We start from the raw sequence: 14112 nt of genomic DNA on the forward strand, positions 1-14112 counted from the left end.
CGATCCGTCGACTCCCTCGTACGCAATACCGTTTACTCAAGCGATGAAATCAATCGCGCGCCGCACTCTGTCAGATCGTCGTGAAAGGCGACCGGCGTACCGTGATGGTTGCGGGTACTGTTTTGCGGAATGATCCGGAACTGACCGCCGCACTTCGGACATTCCGTCAGGTGATCTTTCAGGGCGACCGGGACACCCAGCGCCGTCAAATCGTCGCTCGCGGTAATCACTTCGCCACCGTGAGTCGTCTTATCGTGCAGGCGAATCACGCCGCGTCCGTTTTCGTCTTTCATCGCGCTCCTCGCCTCTCATATGTCCGCGGTTGGATTGTCGAGCCATGCCTCTGCGTACGCCATGCCGTCGGCTCGACTTGTCCAGTTCTCGACTTGCGCCCTGGGATTGTCCGGATACTCACCGCGCTGCTGTGCCAACACGGTGTCCCCCCAACCGACCGGCGTGCCTACGCGAGGTTCGGCGTATGGATCGTCCGAAGCGACCACCGATATATCCCGGATGGACTCCGGCCAGATCGGATCACGGCACGTTGCATTCGCCAACATCCGCAACGCCGTGAAGATCAAGATCATCGGCATCATCAACAGACGGATGAAAACCGGCGCACGCATCCCGAAGCTGTAGAGCGAAAACAGAAATGCCTCGCGCGGTGTTTCATGTTGCGTATGAAACAACATCGGCTTAGGCAGGCCATTCGGGCCAGTATCCATGTACTTGCACCAGTAGTTCCACTGGGCAAGTGCCATCTTGACCTGAATCTTGCCACTCCATTCCCGTCCGATAGAGAACACTTGCGTGACGTTGCGTTGTTCGTCGACCGTGTAGTGCCGAATGTGATAAACCGTACCGAACGGACTGTCTTCGCGATGCAGGCAAAAAATCGAATCGTCGGTCCAGGGAGCCTCCCATACCACGTCCCCCTCGCCTTGCTTCGCGGAAAAACGTCGTGTCCGGATTGCGTACAGTTTGCGCGATTCACGGTGGAATCGGATCGGGCGATATCGAAGGGCGAAAAACAGGCCGCGGCCCAACTGCCAAACGATCGACCCAAATAGAATTACAGGAAGAATCGCCAAGCAGTTGAATACGAACATCCAAGGATCGGGGGCAGGATCGGAGTGGGTGAGTATGTAGATATATGGCCCGATACCCATGGCAACAAACGCAACCACCACGCCGGCAATAAACCACTGCTTTTCCAGAAAGGATGGCTCAATCACATCCATGAATTTGGAGTTGATGCAGAAGATTGATCCGAAATCTTGGATATCGGGACCTGCAGGGTGATTTATGGACAAGCGGTGTGCCATATCCCACTCTGGAACTGGCATGCCAAAGCATTTCTTCATTAAACGCTCGTCCATCCTCAACCTCCTATTGCTGAATTGAACGCTTTCAGCTCATCATCCAACGATCGGTAGTGTTCGCCTTTGCTGAACTTGCATCGGGATATCCAGTCTTTAATTGCCGCGGCCTTGAAGTGTGCAATTACGATTCCAACGACGATTGCGGCGACAAGCACAATCCATAGCGGCGGGAGCCATGCAGCAAACGCCGCCGCCGGCAACAACGAGAAGGCATCGCCGGAACGCATCAGCGTGGTCACGAGCCGCTGCCGAATTTCGGCACGCGGTGCTTGGCGTTGGGCGTCGGAAATCCACACGGAGTTGCGCGGCAATGCATCGGCCAATGCTGTTTTCACCATCCGGTCTGTCGACTCCCTCGCACGCAATGTCGTTTTACTCAAGCGACGAAATCAATCGCGCGCCGCACTCTGTCAGATCGTCGCTCGCGCAGACCACTTCGCCACCATGGGCCGGCTTATCGTGCAGGTAAATCACGCCGCGTCCGTTTTCGTCTTTCATGTTTCTTCTCGCTGTGCTGTAGCAGCCGTGGCGGGGTCCTTGAGCCAAGCGGCCGCGTACTTGAGACCATCCGGCTCGCTCGTCCAGTTCGGGACTCGCGCATGATCGTCGTCCGGATAATCGCCGCGTTGCTGGGCCAAGACCGTCGCGGCCCAGCCGACCGGCGTGCTCGCACGTGGTTCGGCATAGAGATCGTCGGGAGAGACCACGGAGATACGCGCAATCGCTTCCGGCCAGACCGGAGCACGACACGTCACGTTCGCCAACATCCGCATGATCGTGAACGTCAGAACCGCAGGCATCGCGATCAATCGCATGAACAGCGGCACGTTCATACCGAAGTTGTACAACGCAAACAAGAATGATTCGCGCGGCGTTTCATGCTGAGTATGAAACAGCATCGGCTTGGGGAGCCCGTGAGGACCGTTGTTCATGTACATGCACCAGTAGTTCCACTGCGCTAGCGCCAGACGAGTTTGCGAACTGGTCCACTCACGACCGATCGAGAACACCCGCGTCACGTTGCCCTGGTCGTCTACCGTGTAGTGCCGGATGTGAAATACCGTGCCGTAAGGTGTGACTTCTTGATGCAGGCAAAAGATCGCATCGTCATTCCACGTTGCTTCCCACACGACATCACCTTCGCCAGCCTTCGCAAAGAACCGCCGTGCGCGAATTGAATAGAGCGTGCGCGAGGCACGATGGAACCGTATCGGTCGATAGAGCAGGCCAAAAAATAACCCCCTGCCGAGATTCCAGACGATCGAGCCAAAAAGAACTACGGCAAAAATAGCGATGCCGTTCATCACGAAGTCGCCGGATGACCCATCGCTATGAGTGAAGTAATAAATCCATGGACCAATTCCCATCGCCAGAAACGCAATTAAAACTGCCATGATGACCCACTGCTTATCCAGAAACCCAGGGTCAATTACGTCCATGAAGGTCGAGTTGATGCTAAAAATCGTGCCGAGGTCCTTGACTTCCGGACCAGCCGGTTGGCTGATGGACAAGCGGTGAGCGCGGTCCCATTCGGGAATCGGTGCACCGACACACTTCTTCATTAAGCGCTCGTCCATACGTCAGCCCGCCATCGCCGAATTGAAGGCGCTCAACTCTTCGTTCATCGATTGATACCCCGGTGTCTTACTGAACTTGCACCGCGACACCCAATCGTTAATGGCCGCGGATTTGAAATATACGATCACGAAGCCGATCGCGATTGAAATCACCAGAATCGGCCAAAGTGGCGGCATCCATGCGGCGATAAACGGGACCGTCGAGAGAAGTGGAGAAATCGCGATATATACACCGAGAACCCCGCCAATGGCATAAAGTCGAGAAAGCCCCTTCTCATTGTTTCTCCAAGCTTCCGGGGCGTTTTTAAATAGGTCGTAGCCTGAAAGGATGGCACCCGCAACCGCTCCGGACCATCGACCGACCTTGGCGGTGATTTCAGCCGTATCGTGATTGAACCAAGCCCAATGTTTCATGAGGAATGCCGAGAGCGGATGTTCGGGGGCCTTGGCGACGGTTTCGGAGACTGTCTCGACAAGATTACCGATGATCGAGACGACCGCGCCAGAAAATTTGAGCAAGGTTTCGTTATGGTTAAAGTGATCGCTGCCGGCGAAATCCTTGTACGCGAATCTTAGCGTGGCGAGTTGGAAGATCGCGGTGGCGATACCTTGATTGAATTCGACGGGCGACGAGGACCCAAGCCATTTACGAGTCGCCTCCACGCCCGGAAGCTTGATCGCTTTAACCTCACTCGCGTCCATCTTGCCGGACTTCACCCATGCATCGGTATCGATCGCATAGGCAAACACCGCCGGGTCGGACGGCGCTGCGGCCTTGAAGACCTCGCGACGGATATTGGCAGCAGCGGCCTGCCGTTCGAGCCGATCGCCGTCCATCTTCAAGCCCAGCGCATCACCCTGCTTGAACACCCAGTTGCGCATCTCGGCCGGCGTGATGTGAGCGGCCTTGATCGACACGCCCGCATGTAACGACAGCCGGATCGTCGCGAAGCCGATGGCCGCACCCTTCCCGCCCTTCACCAGTACGTTGACGATCGTGTTGGCTGTGGTCACGATAAGCCGGTCGCGCAGGCTTGAGGCATTCCCCAGTTTCGCGATCCGCTTGAACGCTTCCTTGTACAGGTTCAGGATGTTTTCGTACTGAATGTCCGAGCCGTGCACCTGCGCATCGGCCGCCTTCATCAAGGTTTCCTGGTTGAACATCAGCGCGCGGACGTACAAATTGCGGGCGTCGGAGGCTTGACCGTTCAACCAGTCATTAAGCACTTTCTGGCACGGTTCGGTGCCGGCCGCGGCCCCGATTGACTGCGCACACGATTCGCTGTACGCATAGCCGCTGCGTAGGTCCTTCGTGTCGTGATTGCCGGCCATCCAGTCGGCCAGCAGCGGCGATTTGAGCCAGTCCGCGTGCGCCTGTACAAGCGGTACCCATTTCGGCTTGAACGCATCGAGCGCGCGGGGATACTCGTTCTCCCGGAACCGTTGCAGCGCCTGGGTATCAATCACGGTCTCCGGTTTTCCGTCAGGGCCAATCTCCGGTTTGCCGTCCGGTCCCTTCTTGTAATACGCCTCGTCCCATGCTTCGTCGGCTGATTCTTGCGCAGCCTCCGGCACGTTATGCGCACGCCTTTCCTCTTCGTCTGTAGCCTTCTTAAAGCTTCCGGTCTTGAACCAGCCCTTCGCAACCCGGTACAGAAGGGCGGCATCTATCGTGTCGCCAGACATTGGCGTCGGAGGCATCGTGGAGCCATTCGCCATATTCGCCGCTTCCGACGCCGCGTAACTCACTTTGGTCGCCATTTTCGCGTTGGCCCGGATGCCCGCCTCGGCACGCTCCAGGAGCTGCGCCGACACGTACTTCCAGTACATACCCGCATCAAATCCATTGTTCAGGTTCGGGACCGTGAGTTCGGACAGATCGTTGGCGATCCCGACTGGATCGTTAATCGCGGTGACGAAACCTTTTTTGAGGGGCGATTCAGCCATCACCGCGCCGATGCGCTCGTCGGCATGACGCTGACGCAGCTTGATTTCGTCCTTGGGCGAGCGATTGCTGAAGCCGAACGCCTCCTTCATCGCACGATCGTCCATCGCGAAGTGGGCGATCTTGCTGCGCGTCGCTTGAAACTCGCCCGTGTCGGCCGCACTGCCGGCAACCATCGCCGGGACGTTGATGCACTGCATATGCTGCCCGCGCCATCCAGCGTCGCCGATCTTGTTAAAGATCGTATCGCGAGTCCAACGTACGTTTGACCAGCCGATCCAGAAATTCGTGGCTTCGTCGGTGCCCGGGGTATGTTGAACGCCCACGCAACGGCCGTAGGACTCGGGGGCCATGTCGCTGGACGGGCAAATATTCTGGGTAAGGTTGTTTTCGGCCGCATTACCCGGCGGCGGCACGATGCTGGGGGCGAACTGATACAGCACGCCGTCATCCAGCACCATGTAGGCGCGCAGCTTCTTGCGCTTTTCATCGTACGTGTACAAGTAGCCTTGCCGCAGCGACCGCAAGGTGTACTTGGCCGTCGCGACGGCCTGAGGGGCGCGTGCGTCGATCCGAAAATTACCAGACAGCGCGGGCGCTTTGGCCGCACCGCGCGGACACGCAATTGCGTAGCGGACAGGGTAGATCAACAGTGAGTCGCGATCGCAGATCGGACAGCCCGGGATGGTCGCCATAGTGTGATCCTTGTGCCTCGGTATATTCGTATGGGATGCGGGTGTTATGCGGCTATCAATTCTTGCTGTAGACGCGGTACGACCTGTTCCACTAACGCGTCGGTGTTCGTGGCATCGTGACTCTCTACCGCGTGCAGCAACGCCTGATCGATCGCGGCCGGCAAATGCGCGGCTTGATTAACCGTTAGCGCGGGCAGTCGCTGACGCACTTGCTCGGCAACCTCGCTGCGATTTAGGCGCGGCCATTGATCCGGACGCGGCCAGCCGTTGGGTTGATCGTCGGGTTCAGCCTTCGCTTCTGGGACGGCGATGGACCAACGGTAGCCCGCCCAAGCGAACTGCCAAGCGCTGACCGGTCCGAACAAGGCGCGGCGTTGGGCCGGTTCGAGAACCGCGAGCGTCAAACTGAGAACGCGCGGATCGTAATACCGCCAGAACACCGATTGGCCGTGCGCGCCGGGGCCTACCAAATAATGGGCGATGTGTTCGACCAGCGTATCGACACTGGCCGGGGTATCGAGCCACGCGCACACGACAGGCGGCCGCTCGGTCTCGACCTCTTCCCGCCAACACTCAAGGGCGATATGCCGATTCTGCGGATCGAGCGCCCCGAGATCGATCAGGCGCGGCATCAACTCTTCGCGATGTGCGAGCACGCGTGGCGTACAAGGGCGCATATCCAGCGCTGCAAGGTCTGGTGTGTGAATGAGCATCGTAGGCTCAACCAGCAGAAAGCCTTGCATCAACGGCGCAGCGGATTCGTCAACAGGCAGCATGGGAGTGGTAGCGACGTTCATCGGGTTAGGAGAGAGCAACCGACGCCTGACCGCTTTGCGCGGCGTCCTGCGCAACTGGCGCGCACAGATCGTTGCCGGGGAATTTGGCCGGCACGCTCTGCGGCCCGACCGTATCGTGACTGCCCGCGTGCACCTTGTTCTCGCCGGGCGTATAACCAACGATGCCTTTCGCGCTGACCTCGAACTGGCTGTTACCAGCCGTCAAGCGAATCCCCTGCTTCGCCGTGATGTTGATCCAGTCTGTCGTGCTGATAATCGACAGGACCTTCTTCGCCAGCAGCTCCAGCTCGTCGTTTTCCGCATGCACCTGAACCTTGCCGCTCGCCGCGATGAGCTTCATCCCCATCTTGTGCACGAACAGCGAAAACCTGTCGGAGACGCTAGCGAAGAACGATTTGCCGGTCGCGACCGATACGCTGTCACCGGCCGTGACAGCCACGTGCTGTCCGCCCGTGACGTGCGCGGTCGCGGGCGTCGTGACGGCGATGCCGGCCGCACCTGCCAGCAACAGGTGCGCTTCGTTGAGTTCCGGGAAATCGCCCTTGCCGCTGCTGCCCGTCGCCCCCGCGCCCTGGATGCCGTCCACCTGCGACTTCAGCGCGTCGGCGATCGGCGTCTGGCCCGCTCCGCTGTCTTGTGCCTGATAGTGCTGCGCGAGCTTGGCCGACTGCGCGTGTAACGTTTGCGCTTTGGTCAGGCGCGCTGCCGGTTCGCTCACGTCCGAGAGATGCCCCTGCGCGGCCGGACGCACCTCCGTGCTGATCACCATGCCCTTCCCGCTGCGGATCGCGCCGATCTCATCCGTACGCAGCTCGAAGCCCTCGCCACGGGCATCCTTGCGCCCCTGCCAATCCTCGATCCGCGTGATCTTGCCGAGCGAAAGCTGGCTGGCCGCATGGTCGGACCGAAGCTGTGCCTGAATGGCGTTCGCCGTGTCATCGAAAATCAGGTGGTTGCTGCGGCCGGACGATGCATTTCCGTCCGCCCCGTTCAACTCCCGGCTGCGAATGCCCATCAGCGCACTCTCGTCCGGCAGCTTCCACGACGGTACGTTACGCGCGTTCATCACGCGTCCCGTAATGATCGGGTGGTCCGGATTGCCATCGAGCCATTGCACGATGACCTCGGAGCCGATGCGGGGCAGCGCCGCCATACCCTGCCCGCCACCGGCCCAGCCGCTTGCGACCCGCACCCATGTCGAGTACTTGCCGTCGCGGTCCCAATGGAACTGGATCAGGACGCGACCGTGTTCGTCGGTATGAATACTCGTACCGGATTGGCCAACAACCGTCGCCGTCTGCGGTGCGAGGATCTTCGTGTCGACGCTGTTGAAGCCGCGCCCCGGTCGCCACGGGGTCGCCCTCGGAACACACGAGAATTCGTTGCGGTATTCCGCCAGCACACCCGTGTCCTGCAGATAGTTGTTCGTCGCAACGTGCCTGACCGACACGATCAGGTATTCATCGTCGCTTTGATCGCGGCTGAATGCCGAGCCATAGCGGTCCGTCAGCCGGAACCAGCGCCCCGGCTGCACGAAGCGATTGTTGCCCTTCGCGTCGAAGCGCTTGATCTTCGCTTCGATTTCCTCCATCCGGCGATTGGCAATCTGGTACCCGTGTTCCATGTTCCGATAACCGTATGCTCCGACGTACTCGTTCCATTCGAGTTGCGGTAGCGTGGATTCGGGGTTCAACAGGCTCGTCTGAAGCGAGTCGGCGTCGGGCTCTTGAAGTCGAAACGGGATAGTTCCGCATGCGTCGATGTGGTCTGCTGGAACGGGGACCAGCTCAGAATGCTGTCCGATTCCTCCGCGCCCATGCCGTTGTGGAAGCGGATTTCATGACTGCTACCATCGATCGTGGGCGCGGGGCGCGTCGGATCGGAGACAGTCAACTTGTGCGCCGTGGCCGTGTGTTCGTACCAGTACAGATAGCCCGCGTGCTCCCAGCGCCGATGAAGGTAATTGTGGTCGTCTTCGTCGAACTGGCAGGCCATCGTCATGCGCGGATCGTCCTCACCGACCTGCCACGCCCATTCGGGTAACACACCGTATTCCTGAAGAACGGTCGCTGTCTGGTCATGCAGGTTCTGATCGAGGAACAGGCGGTTGTGCTGGCTGTATTTCAGATAACGCAGCCACGGCCCTACGTGTGCCTCGTAGAACACCCAGCCGCCGTCCGTGCGAACGTGCCGGAACGCGAAGATATGGCCGTTAAAATATCGTCGGCTTCCGTCGCCGCGTGCCACGCTGATGGTCACACGCTTGTTGATGAAATCCTTCGGCGCAAGGTGGTCGTTATCCGACAGGATTTCGATCTTGTACGCAAAATCCTGCGATAGCGCTTCAGACGCCTCGAATACGTTCGGCAACAGGATTCTGTAAGGCGCGTCATCGTCCGGAAAGCTGATCTGCACTTGCCGGTTGTGCTGCGGGCCCAGCGCAAGTTCTCTCAGGGCTTGTGCTGTCTTCTGCATTGTTCTTGTCCCTCGAATCGGGCGCGAAGTGCCGCGGGGCCGCCCGTGCGCCCTGGAATGCGCCAGCAAAGTCGAACTCACAATGCTAGTGTCCGCCCCGACCTGCCGCGATAAGGTCAGACGTATACCACAAAGCCTCTCGAGGGCCCACGGCAGAACTGTCAGGAATGTTGGACGGCGGATAAGCGGCTGGAGTGGGCGCGCACGCAGTATCGTGCCGCAGGCGCCGGGTCACCATCGGATGTGGGAACGGCAACGCGCTATCCGACATAGTGAACGAATGTTGCCAGCGGGCGGCATTGCACCGCCCGCACCCAAATCAGACCACCGGGCCCGGTTCCTTTTCCTTGCGCAGGATCGCGTACAGGATGATCGCGCCGAACGTCGCGGTACCGATCCCGCCGAGCCCGAAGCCGCCGATCTTCAGCGAGAAGTCGCCGGCGCCGAGCACCAGCGTGACGGCCGCGACGATCAGGTTGCGGTTGTCGGAGAAGTCGACCTTGTTGACGACCCAGATCCGCGCGCCCGTCACCGCGATCAGCCCGAACACGACGATCGACACGCCGCCGAGCACCGGGCCCGGAATCGTCTGGATCACCGCGCCGAACTTCGGCGAGAAGCCCAGCCCGATCGCGATCAGCGCGGCGACCGCGAACACCAGCGTCGAATAGATCCGCGTGACGGCCATCACGCCGATGTTCTCCGCGTAGGTGGTCACGCCCGTGCCGCCGACGCTGCCCGACACGATGGTCGCGAGCCCGTCGCCGATGAACGCGCGGCCGACATAGCGGTCGAGGTTGTGGCCCGTCATCGCGCTGACGGCCTTGATGTGGCCGAGGTTCTCTGCGACGAGGATCACCGCGATCGGCGCGAGCATCAGCATCGCGTGCGGATCGAAGACGGGCGCACGGAAAGCCGGCACGCCGAACCACGCGGCATGCGCGACGATCGAGAAGTCGATCGGCTTGCCGAGGCCCATCGCGTTGGTCGCGATCGCGTAGAGCGCATACGCGATCGCGAGCCCGACGAGGATCAGCAGGCGCTGCATCATCCCGCGCGCGAACACCGCGACGCCGCCGACGCACAGCACCGTGACGAGCGCCATCACCGAGTCGAACGTCGAGGCCGACACGCCCTTGACCGCGATCGGCGCGAGGTTCAGCCCGATCACCGCGACCACCGCGCCGGTGACGACGGGCGGCATCAGCGTCTCGATCCAGCGCGTGCCGATCGCCTGCACCAGCGCGCCAAGCGCGACGTACACGACGCCGCACGCGACGATCCCGCCGAGCGCGACCGCGATGTTCGGGTTCGGGCCGCTGCCGCCGTAGCCCGTCACCGCGATCACGAGGCCGATGAACGCGAAGCTCGAGCCAAGGTAGCTCGGCACGCGGCCGCCGACCAGCACGAAGAACAGCAGCGTGCCGATGCCCGACATGAAGATGCACAGGTTCGGGTCGAAGCCCATCAGCAGCGGCGCGAGCACGGTCGAGCCGAACATCGCGACGACGTGCTGCACGCCCATCGCGACCATCTGCGGCCACGCGAGGCGTTCGTCGGGGCCGACCACGCGCGACGCGCCGGTCGATTGCACCCGCCAGCGCGGGAAGTAGGAATCGGACATGGGGAAAAAAGGGCTCCTGTCGAACGCCGGCTGCGGACGGTGCGCCGGTCTGGAATCTGGCGCGAGTTTACGGAGCGGAAATGGGGCTGGCAAGCGCGATCCGCCGGTGCGACGGCCGCGCCCGTGGGGATGGACACCGGGCCGGCGCGATGGCGTGCAGGCCGGCCGCAGCCGTGGCCGTGCGCCGTGGCCTGCGGCGACCGGCCGGCGCGCCGCGCGATGTAAGCGGGCGCTCACATCGCAGCGGGCGCCGCGGACATCACGGATTGATGTACTGGAACAGCGACAGGTTCTGCAGTTGCACGTAGGCCTTCTGCGCGCCGGTCAGCGCGTTCTGCACCTGCAGGTACTGACTGATCGTCGTCGTCATGTTGGTGCTGGTCAGGTCCGTCAGATTGCTGGTGGTCTGCAGCGACGCGGTCTGGTTGACGGCCTGCATCGCCTTGACCTCCTGCTCGCGCCCGCCGACCGACGCCTGGATCGTCGTCACGTTGCGCATCGTGTTGCCGACCTTGATCGAGCCCGTCATCAGCGCGTTCGACAGCGCCGCGGCAGCGACCGGGTTGCCGGTCACGGGCGTCTTCAGCGCCGAGATCATCGAGTCGAGCGTCGAGAACACGTCCGCGCCGCCGCTCGCCTGCGGGCCGGGCGTCACGGCGAACGTGTCGCCGGCGGCCGGCGTGCCCGACACCGCCACCGTCATCCCGCCACCGAGCGCGATCGCCGAGCCCGCCGTGTACGCCTGCGCGGCCGTGGTGGTCGGCGGCTTGGCCGAGTTGTCGGTCACCGTGTAGGTCGGCGCGGCGGCCGTGCCGCCGAACGCGATCGAGAACTGATGGCCGTTGGTCGCGGCCGACGGGCTCGTGACCGTCACCGCGGTGATCGTGCCGGTGCCCGTGTTGGCGGCGCCGGCCGACGGCACCGGTGCGCTGCCGAGCGACGACACCGACATGAACACCGCCGAACCGGTGTCGCCCTGCGCCACGCTGCTCGAATCGGCGATCTGCACCTGGCGCGTGCCCGAGTCGCCGACGTAGCTGACGCTGCCGTTCGGGCTGCTGGTAAACGGCGCCGACGAATTGTTCAGGCCGGCGAACAGGTAATTGCCGGCCCCGTCGTTCGAGTTCGCGAGCGTCATCAGCTGGTCGCGATAGCCTTGCAGCTGCGTCGCGAGCGCCGAGCGGTCGCTGTCGGCCAGCGAGCCGTCGCCGGCACGCACGACGAGCGTCTGCACGCTGGTCAGCACGCCGCTCACGCTCTGCAGCGCCTGATCCTCGGCCTGCAGCGACGCAAGCGCCGCGTTCTGGTTGGTCGCGTACTGCGACAGCGTCGCCGACGTCATCGACAACTGCACGGCCTGCGCCGCGCCGACCGGGTTGTCGGCCGGCGTCTGCAGGCTCACGCCGCTCGCGATCTGCTGGTACAGCTGCGCGAGCTGCGCCTGCTGATCGTTCATCTGGGAAACGTTCAGCTGAAAGAACTGGGCGCTGGAAATTCGCATCGCTTCTATTCCTCGAATCCGGTCAGTTGAACAGGCCGAGCACGGTCTGGAACAGCGTCGCCGCCGTCTGGATCACCTTCGCGTTCGCCTGGTAAAGCTGCTGGTACTGCATCAGGTTCGCCGCTTCCTCGTTCTGGTTCACGCCCGACACCGACTGCTGCGCGGTCGTGATCTGGCCGACCAGCGAGGTCTGCGCGGCGCTCGACGATTTCAGCTGGCTCGCCGTGTTGCCGATGCCGTTCACGTAGTTCGCATACGCGCCGGTCAGCGTCGTCGTGCCGCCGCCGAGCGACTTCGCGGTGACGAGCTGCGACAGCGCGAGCGCGTTGGAGCCGTCGCTCGTGCCGCCCGCGTACGGTCCGATCGTGAACGCGTCGCCGTCCGACGGCGCGCCGGACAGCGTGACGGTCACGCCGTTCATCACGCCCGCCGGCGCCGGCTGCGTGGTGCTCATGATCGTCAGCTTCGCGCCGGCCGTCGCGTCGTACGGCACGCTGTCGGTCGGGCTCGTGATCGTCACCGAGGTGGGCGGCGTGCCCGCGATCGTCACCGTGGTGCCGGCCTGGAAGCCCGACAGCGACTTCGACGCCGCGTCGTAGGTGAGCTTGGTCGGCGTCGTCGGGACCTGGTAGCCGGCGCTCACCGCGCCCTGCGTGATCTTGCCCGTGCCGAGGTTGGTGCTCGACGCCGCCGCGACCACCGGCGACGCGGCCGCGATCGCCGAACCGCTCGTCGTCGCGAGGCCGAAGCCGTTCAGCGCGCCGCGCGTCGGCAGTACGGTGAACTGGTCGCCGGCATTCATCGAGCCGGACGCGAACGAGAAGGCCAGCCCGCCGATCGACGCCGGCATCGATGTCGACTGGCCGACCACCGACCCGCTCGCGCGGTCGGTCAGCGTGTAGTTGGTGCCGTCGTACGACAGCGTGTAGTCGCTCGTCGTCGGCTGCGCTGCGTTGGCGAACGAGACGGACAGCGATGCGTTGCCGGTATTGCCCTGGTTCGAATAGACGGCCGGGTTCGCCACCGTGAACAGGTTGCCGCCCGGCTTGCCCGACAGGTCGATGCCGAGCGCGTTCTGCCCGTTGACCTGCGCGGCGAAGCTGGTCGCGAGCGCGCCGAGCTGCGCCTGCGCGGGGTCGAGCGTCTGGCTGCGGAACGCGAGCAGGCCGCCGAGCGTGCCGCCCGACAGCGACGCATCCGGCAGCGCCTGGTTCGGGCCCTGCGGGTTCGCGCCGGCGATCCCCTGCGACACGACGGTCAGTTCGCTCGGATCGGACGGCGACGTGACCGTCGCGAGTTGGTAGCTCTTGTCGGCGACGACGAGCGGCTGGCCGCCCGCGAGGAACACGCTGTAGCCGCTGTCGTTGCGCACGACCTGCACGCCGGCGAGACTCGACAGGTTCGACACCGCGAGGTCGCGCTGGTCCATCAGCTGGTTGGGCGGCTGCCCCTGGCTGCCCGCCGCCGTGATCTGCTGGTTCAGTTGCGCGATCTGCGCGGTGTACGTGTTGATCTGCGACACGGTGCTGGTGAGCTGCGTGTTGACGCTCTGGCGCAGCGCATCGTACTGCTGGCCAGCCGCCTTCAGCTGGTCGGCGAGAACCTGCGCGTTGCTGATGGCGGTCTGCCGCACCGACGGATCGGACGCATTGTTCGCGACGTTCTGCAGCCCGGTGAAATAGCCGGTGATCGCGGTCGAGATGCCGGCCGTCGGGCTGCCGACGTAGTTGTTCAGCTGCGCGACGAGCGAATACCACGTCGACAGCGCGCCGCCCTGCGACTGCGCGCTGTTCAGCTGGTCGCTCAGGTACTGGCTGTACTGCCGCTGCACGGTGACGGTGTTCACGCCCTGCGGCATGTAGCCGCTCGACGTGTACTGGCCGCTCGCCTCGGCATAAACGGGGCGCTCGACCGAATAGCCGGGCGTCGCGGCGTTGCTGATGTTCTGACCGGTCGTCGTGAGGCCCCAGAGCGCGGCATTGAGGCCGCTGACGCCGAGGTTCATGAGTGTGTTGGGCATGCGCGATCCTGATGAGCCGGCCGCGCTGCGGCCGCCGGGTTGCGTGACTCCCGGTATAACGGCCGCGGATCGAAAAAATTGAGGAAAAAATGCACG

11 protein-coding genes and 1 pseudogene are annotated in these 14112 nt (G+C 62.6%); all 12 read right to left on the minus strand.

Annotation, left to right across the window (positions count from 1 at the left end; all coding sequences use genetic code 11):
* Positions 1-32: 32 nt before the first annotated feature.
* Positions 33-293, minus strand: a complete 261-nt coding sequence (locus LMA02_RS15555) for a PAAR domain-containing protein (protein ID WP_175736266.1) — start codon at positions 291-293, stop codon at positions 33-35.
* 15 nt (positions 294-308) lie between these two features.
* A complete protein-coding gene (locus LMA02_RS15560; RefSeq protein ID WP_228906060.1) occupies positions 309-1379 on the minus strand; it encodes a DUF6708 domain-containing protein in 1071 nt (356 codons plus the stop codon).
* A gap of 2 nt (positions 1380-1381) precedes the next feature.
* Positions 1382-1720, minus strand: a complete 339-nt coding sequence (locus LMA02_RS15565; protein ID WP_228906061.1) for a hypothetical protein — start codon at positions 1718-1720, stop codon at positions 1382-1384.
* Between the two features lie 34 nt (positions 1721-1754).
* Positions 1755-1880 carry a hypothetical protein gene (locus LMA02_RS35275; RefSeq protein WP_267478969.1) on the minus strand — a complete coding sequence of 42 codons (126 nt, stop codon included), beginning with the start codon at positions 1878-1880 and terminating at the stop codon, positions 1755-1757.
* Positions 1877-2944 (minus strand): DUF6708 domain-containing protein, encoded by a 1068-nt coding sequence (locus LMA02_RS15570; protein WP_228906063.1) that lies wholly within the window; start codon positions 2942-2944, stop codon positions 1877-1879. The genes LMA02_RS35275 and LMA02_RS15570 overlap by 4 nt, the downstream gene beginning before the upstream one ends.
* 18 nt (positions 2945-2962) lie before the next feature.
* Positions 2963-5599 (minus strand): T6SS effector BTH_I2691 family protein, encoded by a 2637-nt coding sequence (locus tag LMA02_RS15575; RefSeq protein ID WP_228906065.1) that lies wholly within the window; start codon positions 5597-5599, stop codon positions 2963-2965.
* A gap of 44 nt (positions 5600-5643) precedes the next feature.
* Positions 5644-6396 carry a DUF4123 domain-containing protein gene (locus LMA02_RS15580; protein ID WP_228906069.1) on the minus strand — a complete coding sequence of 251 codons (753 nt, stop codon included), beginning with the start codon at positions 6394-6396 and terminating at the stop codon, positions 5644-5646.
* 4 nt (positions 6397-6400) lie between these two features.
* A complete protein-coding gene (locus tag LMA02_RS35560) occupies positions 6401-7114 on the minus strand; it encodes a DUF2345 domain-containing protein (protein WP_228907655.1) in 714 nt (237 codons plus the stop codon).
* A pseudogene (locus tag LMA02_RS35565) lies at positions 7115-8871 on the minus strand (type VI secretion system Vgr family protein); the annotation flags it as partial.
* Between the two features lie 319 nt (positions 8872-9190).
* Complete coding sequence (locus LMA02_RS15595; RefSeq protein ID WP_006760170.1) at positions 9191-10495, minus strand: solute carrier family 23 protein; 1305 nt, start codon at positions 10493-10495, stop codon at positions 9191-9193.
* Positions 10496-10754: 259 nt separating this feature from the next.
* Positions 10755-11996 carry a flagellar hook-associated protein FlgL gene (flgL, locus tag LMA02_RS15600; RefSeq protein ID WP_228906071.1) on the minus strand — a complete coding sequence of 414 codons (1242 nt, stop codon included), beginning with the start codon at positions 11994-11996 and terminating at the stop codon, positions 10755-10757.
* Positions 11997-12018: 22 nt separating this feature from the next.
* Positions 12019-14016 (minus strand): flagellar hook-associated protein FlgK, encoded by a 1998-nt coding sequence (gene flgK / locus LMA02_RS15605; RefSeq protein WP_228906073.1) that lies wholly within the window; start codon positions 14014-14016, stop codon positions 12019-12021.
* Positions 14017-14112 lie beyond the last annotated feature (96 nt).

The organism is Burkholderia sp. B21-005 (assembly GCF_020843965.1).
GTDB lineage: Bacteria > Pseudomonadota > Gammaproteobacteria > Burkholderiales > Burkholderiaceae > Burkholderia > Burkholderia ambifaria.

Excerpts from the sequence above, each read along its gene's own strand:
- LMA02_RS35275 (WP_267478969.1), bottom strand. The coding sequence starts at position 1,880 with ATGAAAGACGAAAACGGACGCGGCGTGATTTACCTGCACGATAAGCCG.
- flgL (WP_228906071.1), bottom strand. The coding sequence starts at position 11,996 with ATGCGAATTTCCAGCGCCCAGTTCTTTCAGCTGAACGTTTCCCAGATG.
- LMA02_RS15560 (WP_228906060.1), bottom strand. The coding sequence starts at position 1,379 with ATGGACGAGCGTTTAATGAAGAAATGCTTTGGCATGCCAGTTCCAGAG.
- LMA02_RS15595 (WP_006760170.1), bottom strand. The coding sequence starts at position 10,495 with ATGTCCGATTCCTACTTCCCGCGCTGGCGGGTGCAATCGACCGGCGCG.
- flgK (WP_228906073.1), bottom strand. The coding sequence starts at position 14,016 with ATGCCCAACACACTCATGAACCTCGGCGTCAGCGGCCTCAATGCCGCG.
- LMA02_RS15555 (WP_175736266.1), bottom strand. The coding sequence starts at position 293 with ATGAAAGACGAAAACGGACGCGGCGTGATTCGCCTGCACGATAAGACG.
- LMA02_RS15565 (WP_228906061.1), bottom strand. The coding sequence starts at position 1,720 with ATGGTGAAAACAGCATTGGCCGATGCATTGCCGCGCAACTCCGTGTGG.
- LMA02_RS15575 (WP_228906065.1), bottom strand. The coding sequence starts at position 5,599 with ATGGCGACCATCCCGGGCTGTCCGATCTGCGATCGCGACTCACTGTTG.
- LMA02_RS15570 (WP_228906063.1), bottom strand. The coding sequence starts at position 2,944 with ATGAAGAAGTGTGTCGGTGCACCGATTCCCGAATGGGACCGCGCTCAC.
- LMA02_RS15580 (WP_228906069.1), bottom strand. The coding sequence starts at position 6,396 with ATGAACGTCGCTACCACTCCCATGCTGCCTGTTGACGAATCCGCTGCG.